We start from the raw sequence: 23,305 nt of genomic DNA, 5'->3' as shown, positions 1-23,305 counted from the left end.
ATGCTTCAACATGGCTTATAGTTTTTAATTATTTTTTCTTGGAGTTGTTAACTCAAAACTGCGGTGCAAATATAAAATGGAATTTTTGAAACTTCCAAATAAATATCAATGTAATTTACTTATAATCAAATAGTTAATTTAATTGTTGGATATAGAAATGGCCGTCCGTTTTTCAACAGATAGTTACGTTGTATGGCAAAAGTTTGTCTCCCAGTTGCTTACGTTTCAATGCCTAGTATTTTAGTGTTTAAATTTCTGTATCAAATTTTTCAAAATATTTTTTACGCTTTCCTCGATACCTTTCCTTTGGAGAGGTCGAAACTGCTTTTGGGCAGTTCGGGTGAGGCCATAAAAAAAGCGTCCAAAAATGTTGGACGCTTTTAAATTATATTGAATATCTAAATTTTTATCTATTCATATTCTTTATTTGGTCCGCAAAATCATCCAAATCAGCACCATGGCTTACCAAAGTCAGTGCCTTGTCGATGATATATTTTACGTTTACCGCATGAAATCCAAGTCCAACTGCAATTTTCTTCAACAACAACATCTCCGGATCTCCAGTAATGGTATCCACATGAATCATACGCACTAAATCGTATAGACGTTCCAAGCGAAGGTCATAAGATACTGGCGGATTGATTGGGTGTGAATTATAATTCTTTAAAATGGATTTATAATCACCCTCCCCAATTTCCAATCTCTGAGCCAATCGATCCAAAAAGGCCTTTTCATCATCAGTGATTACACCATCGGCCATAGCCACGCGAACAATTGCTGCAAAATGGCTTTCGTTACGCCTTTTAAATCCACTATCGAACAAATCTGAAAACGACATAATATGCTTCTTTTTTAGTGATGCAAACCTACATCTTTTTTTTAAGATTAGAAATTGAAATCTTCATTTTTTGGGCGTTACCTACTACCGATAGCTATCGGAAGGGTCTGGCTTTCGGGAGTCGCTCACTCCTGTCTAGGAGCTTCAATCCCGATGGCTATCGCGGTCTTAATCCTAGGCGTACTTATTCACTAATTGGGATTTAAAACTAAATTTCGAAGTTTTTTTAGAATTAACAGATTAAAACTGTAACAAAGCATCAATAACATTTACATACAAATAAACTTACATCAATCAACATAAAATCATGCAATTAGTTTTGTCAAAAACTACAACAACAATTCTGCTTATTTTTTTATTCCCCTTAACCGTAGAGGCGCAATTAGGCTTTTGTAATGGAAATACGGGCGATCCTATTTTTACAGAAGATTTTGGGAGTGGGGTCGGTAATGTGAAGCTTCCATTCGGAACAACCACATACAAGTTTACAGCAAACAGGCCAAAAGATGGTTGTTATGTGGTTTCGAACACGCATAAACATTATAATTGGTATAAACTTAAGGACCATACATCTGGTGACAAAAACGGAAGAATGCTTATTGTTAACGCTGGTTATGAACCTGGAGAGTTTTTTAGGGTACCAGTTTCTGGGCTTTGTGAAAATACATCCTATGAATTTTCATCATGGATAGTCAATCTAACCAGAGAGTATACAAAAGCATGTGGTCGAGGTATTCCCATTGACGTTACTTTTGAAATATGGAATAAATCAAATAAAACACTACTTGCTAGTGGAAGCACAGGAGCAATATACGGAGGCTCTAAGCCAACATGGAGGCAATATGCATTAGTATTTCAAACCAGACCAAATGAAACATCAGTCATTTTAAAAATCAGAAATAACGGAAAAGGTGGTTGTGGTAACGATTTAGCATTAGATGATATTGAATTTAAACCATGTGGAGATAACGTAGTAATTGAAGACAAGAATAATAAAATGGGTATATCTGTTAACAAGAGTTATTTGCCATTTTCAACCATATTAAGGTTAAAGCCAGATTATACTGTTTTTTCCAATCACTTTTACCAGTGGCAAACAAGTAAAGATGGCAAAAATTGGGAGGATATTCCAGGTGCCAAAAAGGAAACTTATAAAGTGCCCGCTACAAGCTCTAAAGTGTTTTACAGGGCAAAAGTTGCCGAAAACCCTCAAAATTTAAATAATGCGTTGTGTTATTCGTATTCAGATTTTTATGAAATAAGTATTTCAAAAGAAAAGCCTATAGTATTAAAAAGACCTGAGGTTAAAAAAACAACAGACTTAGTAAAAAAGGGATTGACTCGAGTAAATATTTCTATAGAAGAACCAAGAATAACCCGCATGTATATTGATAGAAAAGGACTTGCTAAAACCTACAAAGACGTTATTATCGTAAAAAACGGATGTAAAATTATTACAGACAAAGTATGGATAGATGGCGCCGTAGGCAAGTATGTTCAAACCACAGAAAAGGTTATAAAAAAAGGACACGCCCTAGGCGAAACGATTATAAACGAAACCTTATATTACAAAGCTGTCTATGGTTATAATTGCGTAAAAAGAACGTACACTGTTACATCAAAACTTTAGGTTTTTTTGGCGCTACCACAAGGGTCGGGCTTTCACTAGTCGCTCCTCCTTAGGTCGGGAGCTCCAACATGCCGTTCAATCCCTAACGCGGGTGTGTTTGCCAAAGTAATTCCAAAATTCGGGGCTACTATTTTTTTGGAGTTTCGTTTAACGTTTGTTAGCTACTGATAGTCAATTTTTAGTTCTGACTTAAATAAACATTTGGAATATTTGGAATTTCGTAATCCATACCAAATGCTCTTCTCATCAGTTCTTTCACGACATCATTTATTATGTGTTCGTTTCTATGCATTTGAGGCAAAAGTCCAAACATCGCGTAGCTAATAGGATTGATACACGGGATAAACGTTTCCCACGGAAAACCCTTACCCCAGATTAAACCTTGCACATTGTATTTTAGATCAGCGCCATTATCAAGCAATAAGTGCATCATTTCTTTGGAGTTATTCATATTTTGATTAACTGTATGGAATATTGGGGTTTGGCCTCCAAAACCATTTTCATCAAATCCTGATTTGATATCAACATCCATTCCCGAATCAAGTAACACTTGAGCACAGTGAATGTGATTAAATTCAGCGCAGACATGAAGCAAGGAGGCTCTTTCTAATGGTGTGTATGCGCACTCCAAAGTGATTCTCTGTTTGACCAATTCAGGGTTCTTTTGAATTTGTCTACTTAATTCGCTTGAATCATCTAGAAGAACACACAGTAGGGATTCGTTTTCAAATTCAAGCCCGTAATCCACAAAAAGTTGGACACAATTCCTAAACCTAGAAGTTCGGGTATACATGCTGGTGAGAAGCTCAAAAAGAGTTTTGCCTTCATATTGAGCATTAGGGTTTAAACCCTTTTTAAAACAGTTCTTGATTCCATCTACTGAATGGAGCTCAATGTAGTGCCCCATTTCCTTTAGCAAATCCTCTTCTTTGTTCATCACAAGCTTTTTTGATCCATTTCATCATAGGCTTAACCCAGTCATCGTAGGGTTTGAATAGAAATGAATGATCTATACCCATATTAAGTCTTATTTCATCAAAGCTCGAAGCTGGGGATAATCCTTCAAATAATGTAGAGCATGATCCTTTAGCATCAGAGCTCTCGTAGATGGAAAGGAATCTTCCTATTAACTGTCCGTTGTATTTCCTGAAGCGATTAACAGCAGAGTCACTACAAAGTCCAATTAATACATAATTAACAGACGGATTGTTCACTAGCAAAGAAGCCTCTACTGTCATATATGCTCCCAGCGAAGCACCAACCACAGTTATCTTTTCGGGTAAGATTCCCATATTGAGAAGAGAGTCTACTTGAAAAAATATTTTTTGGCCATATCCTTCAATTGTGGAATCCTTGGGTCTTACTTCACTTATGATATTTGTGTGGTAATTACTTAGGCTATCAAGAATCGCAAGGTATTTGTATGTTCCAAAATATTCACTTACAGCAGGAATTCCTTGTGCTTGAACCACTCCACCATGAAGATAGAAAAGATAGCTATCAGCTGAATTGTGAATATTTACCAATGTGTCCTGAGCTTGCAATTTATAGCCAATCGCAATAATCAATAATGATAAAATTAGTGTTTTTTTCATCCTAATTAAGGTCGGATATTTGTCGCTAATGTTGGCACGGATATGCGCCGTTTCAATGGCTTATATTAGACATTAAACGAAATTCGTATTTTTTTCTGATAAAGTCAAGAGGTGTTTCACTTCCCAACAGTAACCCACTTCCCCTTGGTCCTTACCAAAAATTCATTATCATACATCGCTTCCGCTTGGATACCAGGCAAATAATAAGTGCCTAAATAAGCCGCATTCAGCATCACGTTAAAGGTTTTGGTACCGTGTTTTCCTTTTTCTGGCAAATCAAAATAGAAATACACACGGTCGTCGCGAATATCGCTATGTCTAGCCTGACTTGTGGTTGAATTTCCAAAAGCGGTAAAACGGGTATTGACGATTTCCCAGCCTGATGGAAAAATTTCAGTGAGCGCAACATCCTTAACGGCATTGTTTTTAAGATTACTTACACTCACCGTTGCCACAAAGTCCTGCCCTTGTTGTAAATTGGAAATATCGATAGTATTCCCCCTCAAATCTTTGTATCGAATCGACACACTTAAACCACGTTGCTCTGTCAATTCCTGACCCAAAGGCAATTTCCCCGAATTCAATATGCGGACATATACCACATTGTCTTTCGTATTATTCAGCACTAAACTATTGGCACCGTCCCCAATATTCAGTTGCCGTTGTGCGATTGCATTTTTAGTAGCTATAGTTTCGGTTTTTCCGTTGATGCTGTAATTGATATTTAAGGCTTTGCCTCCATTGGCCGTTACCATTTTGGCCATCGCCGATAGGCTATAAGCGGTTGTCTGGGTACTCATCCAGCGGTTACTCGATAAATCCTTGGCAATGGTTTCTGCCAACTCGCGCGTTTTAGGGTTTTTAGACAACACCATAGTTTCAAGAGCCATGGCACGGTTTCTGTCCACAGAACCATAGGTGTAATAGTTATAGCGATGTGGTTTAAACTCAACATTAGCCGTTTGCGACAATTGGTCGCTAGCCTCTTTTTGACCTGCCAAGGCATAAGCTCCTGCCAATCGCCATTTGGCTTCATTGGAAATTTCGCTGAATTCCCGCAACCGATTCATACTTGCTAAATCTGGACTGCCCGCCAAAGCCAATGTGTATAAACGATATGCCTGAGCTAAATCAGAATTATAATGTCTGTAACTCGGTCTCCAATTTCTAGCCGTTTGTTTTTGGTATTTCAACCAATTGTTCTTAAAGGTTAATGGCAAAACGTAACCTTTCTTTTCGGCCTCAATCATAAAATGTCCAGCGTAACTTGTGCCCCAATCGTTGGCATTGTTTTCTCCCATCCAATAGCTTAAACCTCCGTGTGGTCTTTGAAAACGTCCTAAACGTTTAATACCTTTTTCAACATTGTCACGTATGTTCTTTTTCTTGTCAAAGGTTAGATCAAAAATATCCTCCAAAAATAACTGTGGAAATACGCTTGATGTGGTTTGTTCTACACATCCGTGAGGATAACGAATCAGGTATTCCAATCGTCTTGTAAAATCCATTGGTGGCAACGTCGAAAATTCTACCGTGGCTGAATTTGTACCTGCAACACCAAAGGTTGAAAAGTTTAAGGTTTCAGAAGCATTAGCTGTTAATGTTTTATCAATAGATTTTGAGGTAATCGGGTTGGTGTTTACCACATCCAATTCTACTTTATATTTAGAGGTTTCACCATGTCCGGTGGCAATCACTTCAACCGTATTGATGCCTTTGGCTTTACTCACGTCTAATTCAAAATACGCCATTTGCTCATCGGGTTTTGCAAAACTTAAGGTCTTTCTGGTATCGCCAACAATGGAAATACCATCACTTAATTTCAAGCTGATGTTTACGTTTTTTACTTTAGGTTCCATAGCAAAAACAGTAACCGGTAAGGTTACTTTTTCACCTGGACTTAATTTCCGTGGCAAAGTAGCTAAAACCATCAAAGGTTTTTTAACTGGTACGGTTTTGTCTGTGCTTCCGTAAGCTTCATTTGTATTATTTCCAGCCACTACCATGGTACGCACCGAACCAATATAATTTGGTAGTTTTATTTGGTGGGTTTTGGTTTTTCCAGCCTCTAATGTAAAAGGCCCTAAATAAGTCACCACTGGTTTAAAACGGTTTGCTTTTTTGTTTTTGCCACCTGCAGCACTGCCATCACCACCAATGGCAAATACTTGGTCAATACTTCCAGAATAGGCCCCAATCACATCATCAAAAACATCCCAGGTTTTTACACCCAAAGCTTCTCGTTTATAAAATTCGTTCCATGCATTTGGGGTTTTAAATCGGGTTAAATCCAACAAGCCTTCTTCTACCATGGAGATGGTGTAGGTCATGGGTTTGTCATTTTTCTCAGATACCTTAACCTCAAAGATTTGTTCAGGCTTCAATTTATCGGGCATCTGTAATTCTGGATGCAATTTGGTGCTCGGATTTTCCACCATAATTGGCATGACGCCGTATAATCGAATGGGTAAATCATTAGCGGTAATCACATGTGGTTGCAATAGCGAAATATTCACAAAGACATTGGGCGCCATTTCTTCTGTAATAGGAATATCAACCACTGTTTCCCCTTTTGATGTTTTTACCCATTTATGATCCAATACTTCGGTGCCATTTTCAATGCTCACCAAGGCGCGACCTTCACTTCCTGAGGCAAACGTAACCTTAGCCGTTTCACCTACATTATAGTTTTCTTTATCTGCCGAAAATACCAGCATTTTAGAGGCCTCTTTATCACTCGATGGCGCTTTTTTCCACCAGTTTTTATAAAAATAGGCGGTACGTCCTGTGGCATGACCACTAATAGGATCTACTACACGAATTAAATAACGCCCACGCTCATTATTTGGAATATTGACTTTAAAATTCGCTTTTCCGTTGGCATCAGTCTTCACTTTAAAAGATTTAAAAGGACGGTGATAATTGCTCGACACATAGCTTGCCAAATCATCGTAGGAGGAATTCCACCACCAGCGCCATTCCACCTTGTAGATTTTAACTTCTAGATTGTTACGCTGTTTGGGATTACCGTTTTTGTCAACCACAATTACATCAAAGGTTTGATTTTCATCCGTAAAAAAAGAGCCGTAGGTATTGCCTTTAGGCGATCGCAACCCGACAAAAGCATCATAAGGCGCATATTTTTTGGTAAAGGCATCTAAAGAGAAATCGCCTCCATTTTCAAAAGCTCGGACTAAAAATTGGACGTTCAACATCCCTGGAGCATTCTTCCCTATGTTAAGTTTTTTATTAATTGTAGCTAAGCCTTCAGCATTTACTTTCCCTTCAAACACATTGGTTTCTTCCGTTTGAAATTTGCGTGTTGGGTCGTTAAACGTATAGTTTTTGTAGTTTTCAAAAGCGGTATATACTGAACTAAATTTCGCCTTAACTTCAGCTTTCAAGTTTTTTCCTGGGGCACCGTGTAACCAAGTTATATCCAAATCGCCGTTGAGAGGTTTAGTACTTGAAAGGATATCATCATCAAAATCAATCTTTATTTTTAAACGGTTAGGTTTTACGGTTTCAATTTTTAAACCTTTGTTAAAAGTGGCACCACCTACAGAAACCTTGGCATTGTAATTTCCAGTTTTATCCTCAGTGGAAGTTGGCACCGTGAACTTGTAAAAATTGTTGAGGTTATCTGCTGTTACATTTTTGTACACCAATTTTCCGTTTGGATCAGTGATTTCCAATTTTATAGGATGTCGTTTTGGAAGTGGATTTGCATTATCATTCAACATAAACGTTAAATGAAGCGTGTCTCCAGGTCGCCAAACCCCACGTTCTCCATATAAATAACCTTTTAATCCGCGTTGTAAACGATGACCAGAAACGTCAAACTTACTTAACGATAGCGAGTTTCCATCTTGTAACTTTACGTAAGTGGTATTATTTCCTTTTGAAATAATAGCGAAGTTGGCATGCTTATCTGCATCAATGGTGGTTAAACCCTCAGCATCTGTTGTTCTACTTGCCAATTCTTGTTGTTGGAAGTTGTATAAAGACACTTTAGCATTGGCTTCGGGTTCTGTATTTAAAATATTGGTTACGGCAAAGTAATAGGAATTATTGCCACCACGTTTTGCAATAACACCAAGGTTTGATGCTAATAAATTTTGCGATACGATTTTGCGCTCGTTATAATACGCATCGTGACAAGGATTTTGTTCTTCGCGCCAGTTGTAGGTGTAGTTTTTATAGCGGTATAACAGGTTGTCCCAATACTGTTCTTCGCGTAAATCTTCATCTTCCGAAGCCATATCGCTGTAGCTATCATCATAGTATTCTTCCTCGTAATAGTCATCATAATCATCATTTTCAGCATTTGAAATTCCAGCATTGGCTTCACAATCGTATAAAGAATAACGTCTGTTATAACTCAATTCAATGCGATAAATAGCGCCTGCATCGGCTTGAAAAAATTGAGATAAATCGATGCTATAGGCTTTCCATTTTCCAGTGTTTTCAGAGGCGGTTTGTAGCTTAATGGTTTGTTTCGCAATGCGTCTCCCAACTTTTTTAATATCGTATTGGTTATTACTATTTAGGTTGTTGTCCTGTAAAAACTGAAGCACATTGTCTTCAAATATTTTAATCACTCGAACATCTACTGCACTCAAATTCACTGCTTCAAAATTGAATTTCAATTCTTGAGAATTTGGCAAAATAGTACCATTGCTAATCAATCTTACCTGTGGTTTTAAATCTTCAAAAGCAATTGTTTCAGAGAAAGGCGTTTTCAATTTATAACCTTCGTCATTTTTAATGCCTTGAAATACATCTACTTGAATATTGCCCACCAATTTACCGTCAGGATATACTTTAAGTAAGTTCCCTTCAACAATATATCTTGGGTTTTTAACTTTTTGAATGGAGACTAAGCCATCAAAATTTTGCTGTTTTTTAAGAGGATCTGAGAAGTTAATAGACAAATATTGCTCTGGCGATTGTACTACTTCGGTATCTACAATAGTGAAATGATTTCGCCCAGGAATATTCACGGTATTTTCTCCTTTATTGTCAGCTTTAATAGGGTTTCCGTTCCATTTTACCACTATTTTGCTATCGTCTACCAAACGATGAATACTATCAATTTTGAACTCAAAGTGTTTTGAACTTTTATTTAATTCATTAAAAACTACTGCTAATTTTTTTCCGTTTTGCGACGCTTCAACTAAGGTTTTTGCATCTTCAATGGTAATAATATCTGCTGATTTTATAGCACCTTCTAAATATTGCCACTCCTTGCTATAAGATTGTAAACTATTGGTAAGCACATTATAACTTGGGGTAATGGTTTTAAACTGAAAGGTGTAATTCTCAAAACCCTTTGGCATGTTTTTGTAAATATCAGTAAGCTTAACGATAACCGTGTATTCAGTATCTGAATCTAAATGCTCGTCAGGAGTAAATATTAGGCTATGTTTGTTGGCAATTTTTAAAGTGCCTTCAACATGAGGTTTTATTGAAACAATATTGTCGGTAATTTCATTTCCCATTTCCCAAGCTTCAACTTCATTGGCTAAATTAATTTGAATGGGACTCGCTACAGAGGTCATTCCAGAGGTAGTGTAACTCACATAATCCCTAAACTTGAAAATGTTATCGGTTTCTACGGCTTTCTTTTTACAGGAAGTAGCTAGCGCAATTACGAATGCGATAACAAGGAGTTTTTTGAATGACATGAAGAAAATATTTAAATGAACAAATTACTATGAGACTCTTTAAAAATATGTCAATTATTTTTTTATACCCCTTTTTGCGCCCTTCTTCGTTAATTTTTTTTACCATAGCTACGGCTATGCTAAAAAATCTTGCCTAAAAGTGCATCAAAAATGATCAATAAAAATTCTAATCACACATTCTTAAATAATCTCTTAAAAACGAAAACGTAGGTAGAATCTCGTTAATTTAATTACGTTCGAAATTTGAGGTTTAGTCTTTGGCAAATGTTAAATAAGTCTTAAGGTTTAAGTAGCACCGCAAAAGCATCGATGAATGGTAGGTTTTTGTGTCAAATAGTCGAATTTCAGGAATTAATCCATCTCTAAATCATTGATACTCGTATATTTCCAGAACCCAATCTACTTAAGTCATGAAAATTTTTCGATTAAAAACCTACGGAGTTCTATGCTGTTTTGCATTGGTGGTAGCCATTACATCTTGTTCTAAAGATGATATTTCAGAAGAAAATATTGAACTATCTGAAACGCTGTCGATGGCCGATGAAATTCTGCAATTGGTAAATGCACATAGAGCCAGTATTGGAAAAAATGCCCTGTCTTTTAATACTTTGGCAAACGATTTAGCCTATGAACATACCTTGTATATGATAGACCAAAGAGACATCAGTCATGACGATTTTGATGAGCGTTCGGACAGATTGTTTGATGAAGAAAGTGCCTCTAGAACTGGCGAGAACGTGGCTTACGGACAACGTTCCGCTCAAGCCGTTATGGACGCTTGGTTAAACAGTGCTGGCCATCGCAGAAATATTGAAGGTGAGTTTACGCATATTGGTATTGCGGTTATTAAGAATGGTAATGAAACTTATTATTTCACTCAACTGTTTTTTAAGAAGCGAGGTGATTCAAATAATATCTAATTTTGAACCCACCCCTTAGTCCCCTCCTTGGAGGGGCTAGGGGTGGGTTTTTAGCTCATCAATCGCTTTTTCAAAATCATTTCAAGCCATTTGTTTGAAAGAGGCCTTAGCAAAACGTATTATCTTTTGAACTTTAGCCTGACACCATAGGTTAATTTTCGCCATACCCATTCCATAGGACCGTATTTAAAATAGGAGAGCCAAATTTTACTGCAGATGATTTGGAAAACAAAAATCCCAGCCCCAATCAGCATAACGTAGGTAAAGCCAAAAACACCTGTTAAATTAAATCCAAAACCATAAAAAATAATAATTGAAATACCCGTTTGGAACAGGTAATTGGACAATGCAGTTTTGCCAACGGGCTTGAACCAATTGAGCAGTTTTACTTTGCGTTTTACCAATAGTGCAATGCCGGCAGCATAGCCCAAGGCTAAGGGTACCGTACCCACGGCATAAGCTAAAATATGGAATAATTTGTCGTATTCGCCTCCTTCAGCATAAAACTCAAAACACCCTCGAATCAAGTTAACTGGTAAGCCTATCAGCATCCCTAAAAGGAATACTTTTTTTAGGAATTTGGTGTTGTCCAATAGTCCTTCATTCAATATTTTCCGCCCTGCCCAAAGTCCAATTAAAAAGATACCGAAAACTTTGAATATTCTACCTTCTTCCAAAATCATCCCGATTCGGATAAACGTGTTGCCAAAATTCATTTTAAAAAAATCGACCACGTTTTGATTCAGCAAAAATTGAACCACATCTGGCTGTAAAAAGCCGTCCATTTCCGTGACCGGCATGCCAAAATGCTGGTAGACTTCGGTGCTTTTCTGAAAGACCACTAACGGATAAAAGATATCCGTAAAATGGATGAATGCCCAATTCACAATGGGGAATAAAATCAATAATGAGGCGGTAATCAAAAGTGTTTTACTAGGGGTATTGACAAACCAAACAAGAAAGAAACCCAAAACCGCATACAGTGTTAAAATATCCCCTGGCCAAAAGCATACTAAATGAATTAGACCGATAATCAACAACCAAAACATTCTTCGTCTAAAAAATGGAGCAAATGCCTTGTTGTGGGCCCTAATGTTATTGTATTGTATCATACAGCCGATACCAAAAAGTAAAGAGAAGAGGGAATAAAACTTACCATCTACCAAGACGTAATTAAGGAAGTTAAGCACATCATCAGTGGGCAAAGTGTAAATCCTTCGCGGAGTGTCTTCAGGAAAAAACCAAATACCGGAAAACATCAAAATATTGGCCGAATAAATAAAAAGAATAGCTATACCTCTAAGAATATCCAGATAGGCTATCCGTTCGCTTTTGGAAATGGGTTTAAATGGTTGGTTTGGCATATTTTTTAAAGTAGTTTAATCATTGCTTTTAGATAAAACGTTTTGTATTTCCGGTTTAAGTTGTGTTAAACGCTCGATAAAGTAGTTTACGGACGGAATATAGTTGTAGCTATTGTACAGCTGTTGATACGCGTATATAACTCGATTTCTGTAATCTATTCCCCTTAAGAAATAGTTTTGTAAAGCATCACTACTATTATCTTTCATTATCGTTTTACTTATCCATTCGCCATACCATTCATAGTTGTCTCTTACATATTTTGAATGTTCAGTGATATCAGTAGTTACTCGAACTTCAGCACTTAACAATTGGGTTCTCATCCGGTCGTAAACATCAATTATGGCGAGCGCAAGACTATCCTTGTTTTCAAGTTCTCTTAATTGGTTGATACCAGAAGTATTCAGAGAAGTTTTTGTGCCATGGGCCAATAATCTGGACAATCCTAAATCTAGCAAATCTGGGGTGATGGAATCATTAAGCACGCGTTCAAACACTGGTTTCTTTTGAAGGAAGAAATCTCTATTGGTTTGTAAATCATTCAAGTCATTTTCAATATCAGCATATACTGAGGTATAAATACTTTGATATTTGTCTTGGTTTTTACGTTGTTCGTTCCAATCATTAATCTGAAGCGCAATCAAAATCCCAATCACCACCAACACGATTTCTCCGATAGCATAAAGTAGGTACTTTGAAAATTTGTTTTCTGAGAGTAGTTTTTGGCGGATTTTACGGAAGAATTTTATCATTGGTTAATGGTTGGTTATAATGAAGCGCACGTTGTTGTGATTTCGTAATCTTTAATTATAGTTTTCTATCGCTGTTAATAATTCATTTCCAAAGGTGACTTGTTCTTCATAAAAGCCTGTTAGTTCTGCTGTGAACAAAAAACCTCTATATAAAATTGATAATACAATATCATTTCCTTTGTGTTCGGTCAATGTATCTGTGTAGTTACCTAAGGCTTCTCGCATTTTCTGGTTAGGTCTTTTTTCAAGTTCCAACCACCTTGAAAAGAAACCGCTTTTATGTAATTCCAAATCCAAATCATTAGCCCATACTTGTAAACTTGTTTCCTCAAATATTACCTTGTCAACTGAATTGTAATACTTATATATCAATTCTTCTATTTTAGAGTCGTCAAGATGTTGTAAATATCCAGAGTTTTTTAAAGATTCAAACCCACTACGATTAAAATTCAAAGGTTGTTCTATTATCATTGCAAATACAGCATTGGTGATTTTTTGTTGGTCACTCCAGTCTTTTTTGGAAATCAATTCCGTTGCTTGTGCACACAATTTTGACTGTTGCGTCCTTGTCTCAATCATAGATTCTGCAACTTTAATATCACTTTTTACATTTATTGCGATTTTATCCAAGTAGTTCTTGAGGGCTTTTTTTTCGTTTTTGATTTGATTTTGGTTATTGACTTGAAGTGCAATAAGAATCCCAATAACTACTAACACAATTTCGCCAATAGCATAAAGCAAATACTTTGAAAACTTGTTTTCAGAGAGTAGTTTTTGGCGGGCTTTACGGAAGAATTTAATCATTGTAAGGTTTCGTTTCTTTAATGATGTTATCAATAACAATGGTTAATTCATTCAATCCATTTTGGGCAACCTGTGCTCTATACATATAATCATCCATTATATTTTCAAACTCTATATCTTCAAATATTTTAAGTTTGTCAATTTTTAAAAGCGATTTGGTTTTCCATCCAAGCTCTCCAAACATATCAATATCTTTAAGCGCATAATTTTTGGATAAGTAGGGCACTAATTCATTATCAACTTTTTGTTCTACTCTCTCATACCTAACGTTGGAAGCTTTTAGATTTCTCGTCCATTGATAAAGCAAATGTTTTAAATTTTCATTTTGTAATAGTTGTAAACGACCAGATTGTAAAAGATCTGAAATTGTGTTTTCTGAAGGTCTAAACGACCCCGTTTCTAAAGCCGTGAATAATAAGCTATCAATATTATACCTGCCTATTTCTTCTTTGGGTTTACCGATAAGAGACATAATAGTTTTTATTGAATTATTCCCTATTTCAAAATATTCGTAAGTCTGTTGTATAACTTTCTTATTCTGTAAAAATTCTGTATTAATGTTTTTTAGTATTGTTTTTTCTTCAATTTTTGCAACCCTGTTCTCATTCCAGTTATTAATCTGAAGCGCAATCAAAATCCCAATCACAACGAGAACAATTTCGCCTATGGCATATAGCAAATACTTTGAAAACTTATTTTCAGAGAGCAGTTTTTGTCTAATTTTTCTAAAGAATTTAATCATTTTCAATCAGTTCAAGTATGAGATTACATTCTTTAATGGCTTCCTCGAGCAATGGAATCAGGTAATCCAAATTCAAAGTCAAAAGATTCATAAAATTCTTAAAGTACCTATCATTCAAAAAATATTCGGCGTCCTTTTTATATTGCTCCACATCCTTACTTTCTAAAAACGATTTGTTTTCGGCATTTATGTAGAGTCCATTGAATTCAATATGATCCAATGTTCTATGATTGTATAAATAGACTGCTCGATGTTCATAAACATGATCTTCGGCTACTTTGATCCTACTGTATAAACTGCGAAGTTCAAGTAGTTTCGTTTTTATAGTTTCATCGGTAATCAGTCTAAGCTGGGAACTGTTCAAAACTTCTTCCATAGTATTTGTACTTGGGCTAAACTTCCAAAAGGGAAATATATAGTAATAATTATTATAGAATGAATCTAATTGGATTTCCTTTCGTTCAACAGATTCAATTAAGGCCTTTGCACAAACTCGTTGTTTGTTACGCACATAAATTAATGTATCCAACAATGCTTTATCTGCTGTTAGGTCTTCTACAAAACCTTGCAAGTATTTGTCTGTAATTAATTGTTCTTTTCTAAGTTCATTTTGATTATTTATCTGAAGGGCAATCAATATCCCAATCACCACAAGCACAATTTCGCCAATGGCGTACAGTAGATATTTTGAAAACTTGTTCTCAGAGAGGAGTTTTTGGCGAATACGCCTAAAGAATTTAATCATTTAGCAAGGCTTAAAAGCTAGCTAAGTTATAAGTGTAGAGAGGGTTGGCGTATTAATAAGTACTAAATATATTAAATTGTTACATCACTTATTGAACATTCCTATATTTAATTCGCCCTTATCGTCCATCGATGCTCGAAACATACCTTTGGTATTAAACTCCGTTACCATCATGCCGTTTTTATCAATAGCAATGATGCCCCCACCTCCGGCACCATCCCCAATACTCGGTAGTTTCTTTTGAATCACTTCTTTAGAAGCTTCTTTCAAACTTAAACCTTTGTATTCCACGAGTGCAGAAATATCGTGAGCTACCATCCCCCGGATAAAATACTCGCCCCAACCTGTGCAGGATACAGCACAGGTCTTGTTGTTGGCGTATGTTCCTGCTCCGATAATCGGCGAATCCCCGATTCGCCCCCAGCGTTTGTTGGTCATGCCTCCGGTTGAGGTTCCGGCAGCTAAATTCCCATGTTTGTCCAATGCCACACAGCCTACGGTTCCAAATTTTGAATCTTTTATATCGGCATTGTAAAAAGAAACTTCATTATTTTTTTCCAACGCTTTTATGTACTCTAAGGATTTCCGGCTTTTTTCAGTGTAAAAATAGGAGGGTTCCACAATAGCCAATCCTTGCTCCTTTGCAAAGGTTTCCGCTCCATCTCTGGCAAGCATTACATGAGGAGAATGCTCCATGACGGCCCGTGCTAAAGTAATAGGATTTTTTACGGTTTTGGTGCCTGCAGAAGCCCCGGCGTTCAACATTTTACCATCCATAATTGAGGCATCGTGCTCACAGGTTCCAGTATTCGTCAAAACAGCACCTCGTCCTGCATTGAAAAGCGGTGAATCTTCAAGGATAGTGATTGTTTTTTGAACAGCATCCAAGCTAGCACCTCTGTTTTTTAAAATACTGTGTCCAGCCCGAATGGCCTCCTCTAATATCTGGCGATATTGTATTTGTTTGGCATCAGACATGTTTTTTTGCTGAATGTTGCCTGCTCCCCCATGAATTAAAATGGCAAATGATACTTTTTCGGTTGTATTTTGAGTGGGTTCTTCAACTTTCTTTGAGCTTTCTTTACAAGAATAGCAAATGATAATAGCACTTAGAATACAAAGGATGTTTTTCATTGCTGTTGATATGAATTTGCCTCTAAAGGTAATTAAATTTAACTTTCAATAAGTTTAACAAAATCGACTTTTAATTGGTATATTCGCAAATAATTTCAATATAACTATAAAATCAATAATTAATGAGTGCAATTGGGACGGATTTTGGTATAAATGACGCATTACAAACCTTAGGAATAATAGCGGTGAACGAAGGCACCTCAACAGGGTCATTTCATTTTTCAAATGGCGACATTATTGAAAGTTACTCGCCAGTGGATGGACAGTTGATTGCAAAAGTGAAGTCTACCACAAAGGCGGATTATGAAACTGTTATGAAGGTGGCAACCTCTGCTTTTAAAACTTGGCGCTTGATGCCCGCGCCACAACGTGGTGAAATTGTACGTCAGTTTGGGGAAAAGCTCCGTGAAAAGAAGGAGGCGTTGGGCAAGCTAGTATCCTACGAAATGGGCAAAAGTTACCAAGAGGGATTGGGAGAAGTTCAGGAAATGATTGATATCTGTGATTTTGCGGTGGGATTATCTCGGCAATTGCACGGACTAACCATGCATTCCGAACGCCCCGGACACCGCATGTACGAGCAGTATCATCCGCTGGGCGTTGTCGGCATTATTTCAGCCTTTAATTTCCCAGTCGCCGTGTGGTCTTGGAATACCGCTTTGGCTTGGATTTGTGGTGACGTTTGTGTTTGGAAACCTTCTGAAAAAACACCGATTTGTGGTGTAGCTTGTCAAAATATTATTGCAGAAGTCTTAAAAGAAAATGATTTGCCTGAAGGGATTTCATGTTTAATCAATGGTGACTATAAAGTTGGTGAATTTATGACGAAGGACAACCGAATCCCATTAATTTCGGCTACCGGTTCTACTCGAATGGGTAAAATTGTAGCGCAAGAAGTGGCAGGACGTTTAGGCAAATCGCTTTTAGAATTGGGAGGCAACAATGCCATTATAGTTACCCCTGATGCCGACATAAAAATGACCGTAATCGGAGCTGTTTTTGGGGCAGTGGGTACTGCCGGCCAACGCTGTACGTCTACTCGAAGACTTATCATCCATGAATCCATTTACGATAAGGTGAAAAATGCAGTAGTTGATGCTTATGAGCAATTACAAATCGGAAATCCACTTGATGAAAACAATCATGTTGGGCCATTAATTGATACCGATGCAGTAAAAATGTACAAAGAGGCCTTAGAAAAAGTCGTTGATGAAGGTGGGACTATAGTTGTGGAAGGTGCTGCGCTTTCAGGTGATGGCTACGAAAGTGGTTGCTATGTAAAACCTGCCATTGCTGAGGCGGAACCTCATTTTGAAATTGTACAACACGAAACCTTTGCGCCTGTGTTATACCTTTTGAAATATTGGGGTGATGTGGAAAATGCTATCGAGATTCAGAATAATGTAGCCCAAGGATTGTCTTCAGCTATAATGACCAATAATTTGAGGGAGGCAGAACGTTTTCTATCCCACGCAGGTTCCGATTGCGGTATTGCAAACGTCAATATTGGAACTTCGGGTGCTGAAATAGGTGGCGCCTTTGGGGGTGAAAAGGAAACCGGAGGTGGCCGAGAATCTGGCTCCGATGCTTGGAAAATTTATATGCGCCGTCAAACCAATACGATTAATTATACTACCGAATTGCCTTTGGCACAGGGGATAAAATTTGATTTGTAAATAAAGAACCTTGCTTTAGTTTGAATATACAGGCAAGGTTTTAAACAGTACTAAAATGATCAATAGTACAGTAAGTATCTGAAATGTTTTGGCACCTGTTTAGTACAATCGAAAAATCTTTCATTATTCAAATCCCTAAGGTAACCTGTTCGCAAAATTTTCGGTTTAGAGTAACGGTTTCCCAATTTTCTCACTATATCAATGTGAACAATTTATCTTTTGGCTTTTATTTCAATAGGTTCATGGGTTCCTCATTCTTTGGGGAGGTTAGGTGGGGCATTTTTTTTTGGTTTGATTATTGCTATATTTAGTCCATTGAAACCATAGATGAAACTAAGAACCCTATCCTTACGTACCCGTATTTTTATCGTTATGATTCTGCTTGTGGTACTCGCTTCGGTACTTATCGCCGCAGTGGCCATTTATCAGTATAACGAAGAAACTACCGATTATCATACACAACGGCTACAACGAAAAGAGGATAATATAAAAACCCATTTGCGCAGGGTACTCAACGGCAGACAAAACACTTGGGAAGTCAAAACAAGGAATATCCCCCTTATTTTTAAGGATCAAATCAGCAATATTGCCGACATCCACAAACTGCAAATCAATTTATATGATTTGGAAGGTAATTTGTTGATTACCTCAAAAGCCGACCTAAAGCCAAACGAAGCTGACAAGTGTATAGAAACAGAAATACTAAATACTATTTCTAATAGACCCTCTCATCGCTTTGTGGATAAAATTGAGGAAAACGGAGAAGCCTATCAATCCTCCTATACATATTTATACGATAACAGGTCTAAACCTCTTGCTATTTTAAACCTACCTTATTTAGAAAAAGATGATTTTCTGGCACGGGAGCTGAGCGAGTTTTTAGGGCGTTTGGGCTATGCATACTTGTTTATATTGGGTGCCGCAATCGCTATTGCCTTTTTCCTGTCAAGTTATATTACCAAATCATTGAAGACCATTAGTGACAAAATCAATGCTACGAGTTTGGAAAAGCGCAATGAAAAGATTGTTATTGACGACACCAGCGAAGAGATTTCAACCCTAGTCAATTCCTATAATTCAATGATTGACGAATTGGAAGAAAGTGCAGTAAAACTGGCGACTAGCGAGCGCGAACAGGCCTGGCGTGAAATGGCAAAACAAGTGGCGCACGAGATAAAAAATCCTTTGACGCCGATGCGCTTAACGGTACAAAATTTCCAAAGGAAGTTCAATCCCGATGACGAAAACATTACCACAAAGGTTGACGAATACAGTAAAACCCTAATTCAGCAGATTGATACAATGAGCTCGATTGCCTCCGCATTTTCAAACTTTGCTAAAATGCCAGCGCAGAAAAACGAAACTCTAAACGTTGTGAACATTGTAAAGCTGGCACTGGAAATTTTCAACGAAGATTATATCGTATTCACTTCGGATAAAAAGGAGATAATTGCTAAATTTGATAGGACACAATTAATCCGTGTGGTAACCAATTTGGTGAAGAACGGCATCCAGGCTACTACGGATGATAAAACACCCCAAATTGTGGTGCAGGTTAGCGAAAAGGATACCGATGTGCATATCACGGTTGCGGACAATGGTACAGGGGTTTCAGAGGAGAATAAAAGTAAGGTTTTCGAACCCAAGTTTACTACAAAAACCAGTGGGATGGGCTTAGGTCTGGCTATGGTCAAAAACATAGTAGAAACGTATAATGGCACTATTTCTTTTGAGTCGGAAAAAGGTAAGGGTACTGTGTTTAAAGTAGTGTTTCCAAAAGGATAAGTACTAGTTTCAAATATTCAAATTATGGTTTATAATAATATTTTAGTTCAATCGGAAGACGGTATTTCAACAATAACCATCAATCGACCTAAAAAGTTGAATGCGTTAAATCAAGAAACAATTCAGGAGTTACATGAGGCATTTACTGTTGCAAATGAAGATAAAAACATAAAAGTTATTATTGTGACTGGAAGTGGAGAAAAGGCCTTTGTTGCGGGTGCCGACATTAGTGAATTCGCCGATTTCGACGTAGAAGAAGGCACACATTTAGCGGCCAATGGCCAAAAAATACTTTTTGATTTTGTAGAGAATTTATCCACACCGGTTATCGCAGCCGTCAACGGTTTTGCATTAGGTGGCGGATTGGAACTGGCTATGGCATGCCATTTTAGGGTGGCTAGCGATAATGCCAGAGTGGGTCTGCCCGAAGTGTCTTTAGGTCTCATTCCAGGGTATGGAGGCACACAACGTTTGCCACAACTCATAGGGAAAGGTCGGGCAATGGAACTAATTATGACGGGTAGTATGATTGATGCTAATCAAGCTTTAAATTATGGCCTCGTCAACCATGTGACGGCTCAGGAAGAATTGTTGCCGCTGTGTAAAAAAATAGCACTTAAAATTCTGGAAAACTCACCCGTAGCCATTGGGGCAGCCATAAAGGCCGTAAATGCTAGTGCTAAAAAAGGCGTTAACGGCTTTCAAACTGAAATTACCGAATTTGGTAACTGTTTTGGTACCGAAGATTTTGAAGAAGGCACTACAGCATTTTTGGAAAAACGGAAGGCTGATTTTCCTGGGTGGTGATATCAATTTGCATACTGAAATATAACTATAAAAAAGTTGTCATATTCAGATAAAACCGAGCTAATTAAAAGCGATTTGGGTTAATTACCAAATCGCTTCAATACATTTCTCTCTATCTGGCAACTAGTGTTGACTCACCTCAACCTGACTCCAAACACCCGTTTTGGCAGTTTCTTCCGCATATATAGAGAACTTTTTTGCAGGTCTGCCTAAAACACGCTCCACGTCGTGAACCACTAGCTGATTTTTTGGATTGGTCAATACATGGCTGAATAAATACTCAATGAGCCAAACCACATCGTTAGGAATTTGCATTTGTTTCATGCCTTCAACATATTGTTCTAAAGTGATATCATAAAAGTTTAAATCTCTATTGCTCACCTTTGCAATGGTGTTTACAATATCCTTAAAAGTAATTAGCTCCGGGCCCGTCACCTCAATGATTTGGCCATTGTAAGCATCGTCCAACAAAACAGTGGCAACAACCTCGGCAATATCATTGGCGTCTACAAATGGAATTAAAACATCAGACATAGGTAGCGCTACTTCCCCCGATAGTACAGGCTCTAAAAAGAAACTTTCGCTCCAATTTTGATTAAACCATGATGCTCTAACAATAGTATATTTTATACCTGACCCCATAACAATCTTTTCGCAAGCTTCAGCTTCAGTTTCGCCTTTTCCAGAAAGTAAAACCATTTTTTTAACCCCCAATTCTTTGGCCAAATACGTCAAGCTCTGTATGGCTTCTTTTGCTCCCGGAACGGCCAAATCAGGGTAATAGGTAACATACATGCTTTCGATACCGTGCAAAGCGTTTACCCAAGTGTCTTTATTGCCCCAATCGAAACTGGGGGACGCATTCCTTGAGCCTATTCTGGGGTTAATACCTTTGTTTTGTAATTGTTCGACTACTCGGCGACCAGTTTTACCAGTTCCGCCGATGACTAAAATGTTTGTGTTCATAATACGTTTTTTTAATTTAATTTTTGAATACATATTGGTATAAGTAATAGGATGAATGAAATCAATCCTGAAACTGTTCTGATGTTGTGATACCAATTCCATGTGTTTTCATAATTGGTTCTGAAATTCTCTAGTTCCAATACACTCAAGGAGTTGATGTTTAGTGCTTCTAAAGCATTATTTAGTGGTACATTTCCAAAAGCTGTTACGCCAAAGGTGCCTACTAGATATATGATAGTTGATGCCAAGGTCAACCAAAACAGGGGTTTGTTGTTAAATTCTAGGCATGTAACAATAATCAGGCTAATTAGGCTTCCAAAAAACACGATAAAGAATATTGGATTTAAGATTTCCTTATTGATATTCTGCATGGTTTCCAGATAAGTAAGGTTGCCAACTTTTTTTGTGCCTAAGATGACCGAAACAGACCAAGTGAAGAAAAAGCCTGAGGAAAGTGCATTTAATAAAACGGTTGTGAAAATAAGAGCAGTTTTCATGCTTTTAACGTTTTGGTTAAATGGTTTCCGTAAAACAATACCACACAGTAAAACTCAACCACAATGAAGTAAAACATGGGGTCTTTGAAGAATTCAGAATAGGTACCTCCAGCTGGAATAACAAACACAGGTACTGTCACAAGGATATCTAGGACAGCTGCTATGGCCACAAAGGTAGTAGCCAATGCTGATGGTTTCATTTGACCTTTTCTATAGAATAAATAAGTTCCTAAGCACGCAGAGGGAATGATAGCTAATGCCAGCACAACATTTCCCTGTTGCTCTGAATTGTCTAAAATGGGGGCATAAAAGGATAATAGGTAAAAACTAACGGCCAAAGCCCAAACTAGAATGGCGCTTGCAATGCTAAGTAATCTGTTGCGTATCATAATTTTTGGTTTTTAATTATGATGCAAATCTATTACCACTGTAAACCAGTGACTTATTCAAAAAGCATTATGATTTATTCGAAAAGAATTTTATACTTGACTAGGCCTGTAGCCAAACTTTTTTTCAAAGGCGTTGGAAAAAGAACCTAAACTATCGTAACCCACTGCCCAAGCCGTTTCCTGAACCGTTTTTTGCTCATACTTAATTAGGTTATAGGCTTTTTTTAAGCGTTCGTTCTGTAAATACTTGAAAACAGGAACACCGAACTGCGCTTTGAATTCTTTTTTCAGTGTATTGGTATTGGTCCCAATTCTTTGGGCCAGCTCTGTTAAAGATGGCGGGTTTTCCAAATTGGACAATAAAATATCCTGCGCGAGATAAATTTTTTCAAGTTCTGGAGCTTTAATTTCATTAACCTTTTGAAGCGCTAATTGTCCAAAGTAATGTGAAAGCAAGGCTGTCATATGACTCCTATAAAACATCATTTTAAGATGGCCTTCATGCTTATTATTAAAGAACTGTTCTACCAATAAAAACATTTCTGGACTCATGTTAAATACCGGACCTTCAACATAATGGTCCTGTGGATGAACCAATGGCGACAGAAATTGTTCCAAAAACTGTCCTTCACCGTTAGGCATTTTATCCAAGTTTTTAATGGTGGTTGCAATGACCAAGCATTGTAATGGCTTTTCATGTGAAACATGATGCTCAAACTCTACCCGATCATCCGCGTAAAACGAAAGCACCATGCCCTTGGTATGATGAAATGTTTTGGTCTCATTATCGTATTTTACTTTTAACCCCACATCTCCTGCGCCGTAAAATGCAATTGCAATAACCGGTTCGTCAAAAAAGCAAGAGTCGACCATTGTCTTATCGGTTGAGGCTTCCTCCAATAAAATGGTACAATCATTTATGTCTATTATTTCGCGGTTCACAAATATATTCGCATTAAGTTTTCGAGGATTAATC

19 protein-coding genes are annotated in these 23,305 nt (G+C 37.3%); 5 read left to right on the top strand and 14 right to left on the bottom strand.

Annotation, left to right across the window (positions count from 1 at the left end):
• Window positions 1–406 precede the first annotated feature (406 nt).
• Window positions 407–838 carry a TerB family tellurite resistance protein gene (locus ACFSR8_RS05735; protein WP_380289954.1) on the bottom strand — a complete coding sequence of 144 codons (432 nt, stop codon included), beginning with the start codon at window positions 836–838 and terminating at the stop codon, window positions 407–409.
• Window positions 839–1,145: 307 nt separating this feature from the next.
• Between ACFSR8_RS05735 and ACFSR8_RS05730 the strand changes: the two genes are divergently transcribed.
• The gene (locus ACFSR8_RS05730; protein WP_380289952.1) at window positions 1,146–2,468 is read left to right on the top strand and encodes a hypothetical protein; all 1,323 of its coding nucleotides are present in this window, start codon (window positions 1,146–1,148) and stop codon (window positions 2,466–2,468) included.
• 178 nt (window positions 2,469–2,646) lie between these two features.
• Here the strand turns inward: ACFSR8_RS05730 and ACFSR8_RS05725 are convergent, their stop codons facing one another.
• The 3 genes from ACFSR8_RS05725 to ACFSR8_RS05715 all read right to left on the bottom strand — a co-directional run bounded on the left by ACFSR8_RS05725 (window position 2,647) and on the right by ACFSR8_RS05715 (window position 9,750).
• Entirely contained in the window at window positions 2,647–3,405 is a 759-nt protein-coding gene (locus ACFSR8_RS05725) for an ankyrin repeat domain-containing protein (RefSeq protein ID WP_380289951.1), read from the bottom strand.
• The gene (locus ACFSR8_RS05720; protein WP_380289949.1) at window positions 3,359–4,063 is read right to left on the bottom strand and encodes a hypothetical protein; all 705 of its coding nucleotides are present in this window, start codon (window positions 4,061–4,063) and stop codon (window positions 3,359–3,361) included. Before ACFSR8_RS05720 ends, ACFSR8_RS05725 begins: the two co-directional genes overlap by 47 nt.
• Before the next feature lie 116 nt (window positions 4,064–4,179).
• Window positions 4,180–9,750 (bottom strand): alpha-2-macroglobulin family protein, encoded by a 5,571-nt coding sequence (locus ACFSR8_RS05715; RefSeq protein ID WP_380289947.1) that lies wholly within the window; start codon window positions 9,748–9,750, stop codon window positions 4,180–4,182.
• A 410-nt stretch (window positions 9,751–10,160) separates the two neighbouring features.
• Between ACFSR8_RS05715 and ACFSR8_RS05710 the strand changes: the two genes are divergently transcribed.
• Window positions 10,161–10,670 (top strand): CAP domain-containing protein, encoded by a 510-nt coding sequence (locus ACFSR8_RS05710; protein ID WP_380289945.1) that lies wholly within the window; start codon window positions 10,161–10,163, stop codon window positions 10,668–10,670.
• Between the two features lie 119 nt (window positions 10,671–10,789).
• On the opposite strand, the gene ACFSR8_RS05705 is transcribed toward ACFSR8_RS05710, so the two are convergent.
• The 6 genes from ACFSR8_RS05705 to ACFSR8_RS05680 form a co-directional block, all read right to left on the bottom strand.
• Window positions 10,790–12,034 (bottom strand): DUF418 domain-containing protein, encoded by a 1,245-nt coding sequence (locus ACFSR8_RS05705; protein ID WP_380289943.1) that lies wholly within the window; start codon window positions 12,032–12,034, stop codon window positions 10,790–10,792.
• Between the two features lie 15 nt (window positions 12,035–12,049).
• The gene (locus ACFSR8_RS05700) at window positions 12,050–12,784 is read right to left on the bottom strand and encodes a DUF6090 family protein (RefSeq protein ID WP_380289941.1); all 735 of its coding nucleotides are present in this window, start codon (window positions 12,782–12,784) and stop codon (window positions 12,050–12,052) included.
• Between the two features lie 51 nt (window positions 12,785–12,835).
• Entirely contained in the window at window positions 12,836–13,588 is a 753-nt protein-coding gene (locus ACFSR8_RS05695) for a hypothetical protein (RefSeq protein ID WP_380289939.1), read from the bottom strand.
• Entirely contained in the window at window positions 13,581–14,330 is a 750-nt protein-coding gene (locus tag ACFSR8_RS05690; protein WP_380289937.1) for a DUF6090 family protein, read from the bottom strand. Before ACFSR8_RS05690 ends, ACFSR8_RS05695 begins: the two co-directional genes overlap by 8 nt.
• Window positions 14,323–15,075 (bottom strand): hypothetical protein, encoded by a 753-nt coding sequence (locus ACFSR8_RS05685; protein WP_380289935.1) that lies wholly within the window; start codon window positions 15,073–15,075, stop codon window positions 14,323–14,325. The genes ACFSR8_RS05690 and ACFSR8_RS05685 overlap by 8 nt, the downstream gene beginning before the upstream one ends.
• Window positions 15,076–15,159: 84 nt before the next feature.
• On the bottom strand, window positions 15,160–16,209 hold the full coding sequence (locus ACFSR8_RS05680; protein ID WP_380289933.1) for an isoaspartyl peptidase/L-asparaginase family protein: 1,050 nt from the start codon (window positions 16,207–16,209) through the stop codon (window positions 15,160–15,162).
• A 122-nt stretch (window positions 16,210–16,331) separates the two neighbouring features.
• Between ACFSR8_RS05680 and amaB the strand changes: the two genes are divergently transcribed.
• The 3 genes from amaB to ACFSR8_RS05665 all read left to right on the top strand — a co-directional run bounded on the left by amaB (window position 16,332) and on the right by ACFSR8_RS05665 (window position 20,477).
• A complete protein-coding gene (gene amaB / locus ACFSR8_RS05675; protein WP_380289931.1) occupies window positions 16,332–17,885 on the top strand; it encodes an L-piperidine-6-carboxylate dehydrogenase in 1,554 nt (517 codons plus the stop codon).
• 327 nt (window positions 17,886–18,212) lie between these two features.
• Window positions 18,213–19,670: a sensor histidine kinase gene (locus tag ACFSR8_RS05670; RefSeq protein ID WP_380289929.1), complete on the top strand. Its 1,458-nt coding sequence runs from the start codon at window positions 18,213–18,215 to the stop codon at window positions 19,668–19,670.
• 24 nt (window positions 19,671–19,694) lie between these two features.
• Window positions 19,695–20,477: an enoyl-CoA hydratase/isomerase family protein gene (locus ACFSR8_RS05665; protein ID WP_380289927.1), complete on the top strand. Its 783-nt coding sequence runs from the start codon at window positions 19,695–19,697 to the stop codon at window positions 20,475–20,477.
• A 123-nt stretch (window positions 20,478–20,600) separates the two neighbouring features.
• Here ACFSR8_RS05665 and ACFSR8_RS05660 read toward each other — a convergent pair whose 3' ends face one another.
• The 4 genes from ACFSR8_RS05660 to ACFSR8_RS05645 form a co-directional block, all read right to left on the bottom strand.
• Window positions 20,601–21,443, bottom strand: a complete 843-nt coding sequence (locus tag ACFSR8_RS05660; RefSeq protein WP_380289925.1) for an SDR family oxidoreductase — start codon at window positions 21,441–21,443, stop codon at window positions 20,601–20,603.
• 11 nt (window positions 21,444–21,454) lie between these two features.
• A complete protein-coding gene (locus tag ACFSR8_RS05655) occupies window positions 21,455–21,940 on the bottom strand; it encodes an anthrone oxygenase family protein (protein ID WP_380289923.1) in 486 nt (161 codons plus the stop codon).
• Window positions 21,937–22,329, bottom strand: coding sequence for a DUF5367 family protein (locus ACFSR8_RS05650; RefSeq protein WP_380289921.1), 393 nt, complete (start codon window positions 22,327–22,329; stop codon window positions 21,937–21,939). Before ACFSR8_RS05650 ends, ACFSR8_RS05655 begins: the two co-directional genes overlap by 4 nt.
• Window positions 22,330–22,419: 90 nt before the next feature.
• On the bottom strand, window positions 22,420–23,271 hold the full coding sequence (locus ACFSR8_RS05645) for a helix-turn-helix domain-containing protein (protein ID WP_380289919.1): 852 nt from the start codon (window positions 23,269–23,271) through the stop codon (window positions 22,420–22,422).
• Window positions 23,272–23,305: the final 34 nt, after the last annotated feature.

Origin of the sequence: Hyunsoonleella rubra (genome assembly GCF_042684665.1) — a bacterium.
In the GTDB taxonomy this organism is placed as follows: Bacteria; Bacteroidota; Bacteroidia; order Flavobacteriales; family Flavobacteriaceae; genus Jejuia; species Jejuia rubra.
The sequence above is the reverse complement of the archived record's forward strand: the minus strand, read 5'-3'. Positions and strand labels throughout refer to the sequence as shown.

What these genes read in the sequence shown, in the direction of transcription:
- ACFSR8_RS05735 (WP_380289954.1), bottom strand. Translation starts at nt 838, where the DNA reads ATGTCGTTTTCAGATTTGTTCGATAGTGGATTTAAAAGGCGTAACGAA.
- ACFSR8_RS05730 (WP_380289952.1), top strand. Translation starts at nt 1,146, where the DNA reads ATGCAATTAGTTTTGTCAAAAACTACAACAACAATTCTGCTTATTTTT.
- ACFSR8_RS05725 (WP_380289951.1), bottom strand. Translation starts at nt 3,405, where the DNA reads ATGAACAAAGAAGAGGATTTGCTAAAGGAAATGGGGCACTACATTGAG.
- ACFSR8_RS05720 (WP_380289949.1), bottom strand. Translation starts at nt 4,063, where the DNA reads ATGAAAAAAACACTAATTTTATCATTATTGATTATTGCGATTGGCTAT.
- ACFSR8_RS05715 (WP_380289947.1), bottom strand. Translation starts at nt 9,750, where the DNA reads ATGTCATTCAAAAAACTCCTTGTTATCGCATTCGTAATTGCGCTAGCT.
- ACFSR8_RS05710 (WP_380289945.1), top strand. Translation starts at nt 10,161, where the DNA reads ATGAAAATTTTTCGATTAAAAACCTACGGAGTTCTATGCTGTTTTGCA.
- ACFSR8_RS05705 (WP_380289943.1), bottom strand. Translation starts at nt 12,034, where the DNA reads ATGCCAAACCAACCATTTAAACCCATTTCCAAAAGCGAACGGATAGCC.
- ACFSR8_RS05700 (WP_380289941.1), bottom strand. Translation starts at nt 12,784, where the DNA reads ATGATAAAATTCTTCCGTAAAATCCGCCAAAAACTACTCTCAGAAAAC.
- ACFSR8_RS05695 (WP_380289939.1), bottom strand. Translation starts at nt 13,588, where the DNA reads ATGATTAAATTCTTCCGTAAAGCCCGCCAAAAACTACTCTCTGAAAAC.
- ACFSR8_RS05690 (WP_380289937.1), bottom strand. Translation starts at nt 14,330, where the DNA reads ATGATTAAATTCTTTAGAAAAATTAGACAAAAACTGCTCTCTGAAAAT.
- ACFSR8_RS05685 (WP_380289935.1), bottom strand. Translation starts at nt 15,075, where the DNA reads ATGATTAAATTCTTTAGGCGTATTCGCCAAAAACTCCTCTCTGAGAAC.
- ACFSR8_RS05680 (WP_380289933.1), bottom strand. Translation starts at nt 16,209, where the DNA reads ATGAAAAACATCCTTTGTATTCTAAGTGCTATTATCATTTGCTATTCT.
- amaB (WP_380289931.1), top strand. Translation starts at nt 16,332, where the DNA reads ATGAGTGCAATTGGGACGGATTTTGGTATAAATGACGCATTACAAACC.
- ACFSR8_RS05670 (WP_380289929.1), top strand. Translation starts at nt 18,213, where the DNA reads ATGAAACTAAGAACCCTATCCTTACGTACCCGTATTTTTATCGTTATG.
- ACFSR8_RS05665 (WP_380289927.1), top strand. Translation starts at nt 19,695, where the DNA reads ATGGTTTATAATAATATTTTAGTTCAATCGGAAGACGGTATTTCAACA.
- ACFSR8_RS05660 (WP_380289925.1), bottom strand. Translation starts at nt 21,443, where the DNA reads ATGAACACAAACATTTTAGTCATCGGCGGAACTGGTAAAACTGGTCGC.
- ACFSR8_RS05655 (WP_380289923.1), bottom strand. Translation starts at nt 21,940, where the DNA reads ATGAAAACTGCTCTTATTTTCACAACCGTTTTATTAAATGCACTTTCC.
- ACFSR8_RS05650 (WP_380289921.1), bottom strand. Translation starts at nt 22,329, where the DNA reads ATGATACGCAACAGATTACTTAGCATTGCAAGCGCCATTCTAGTTTGG.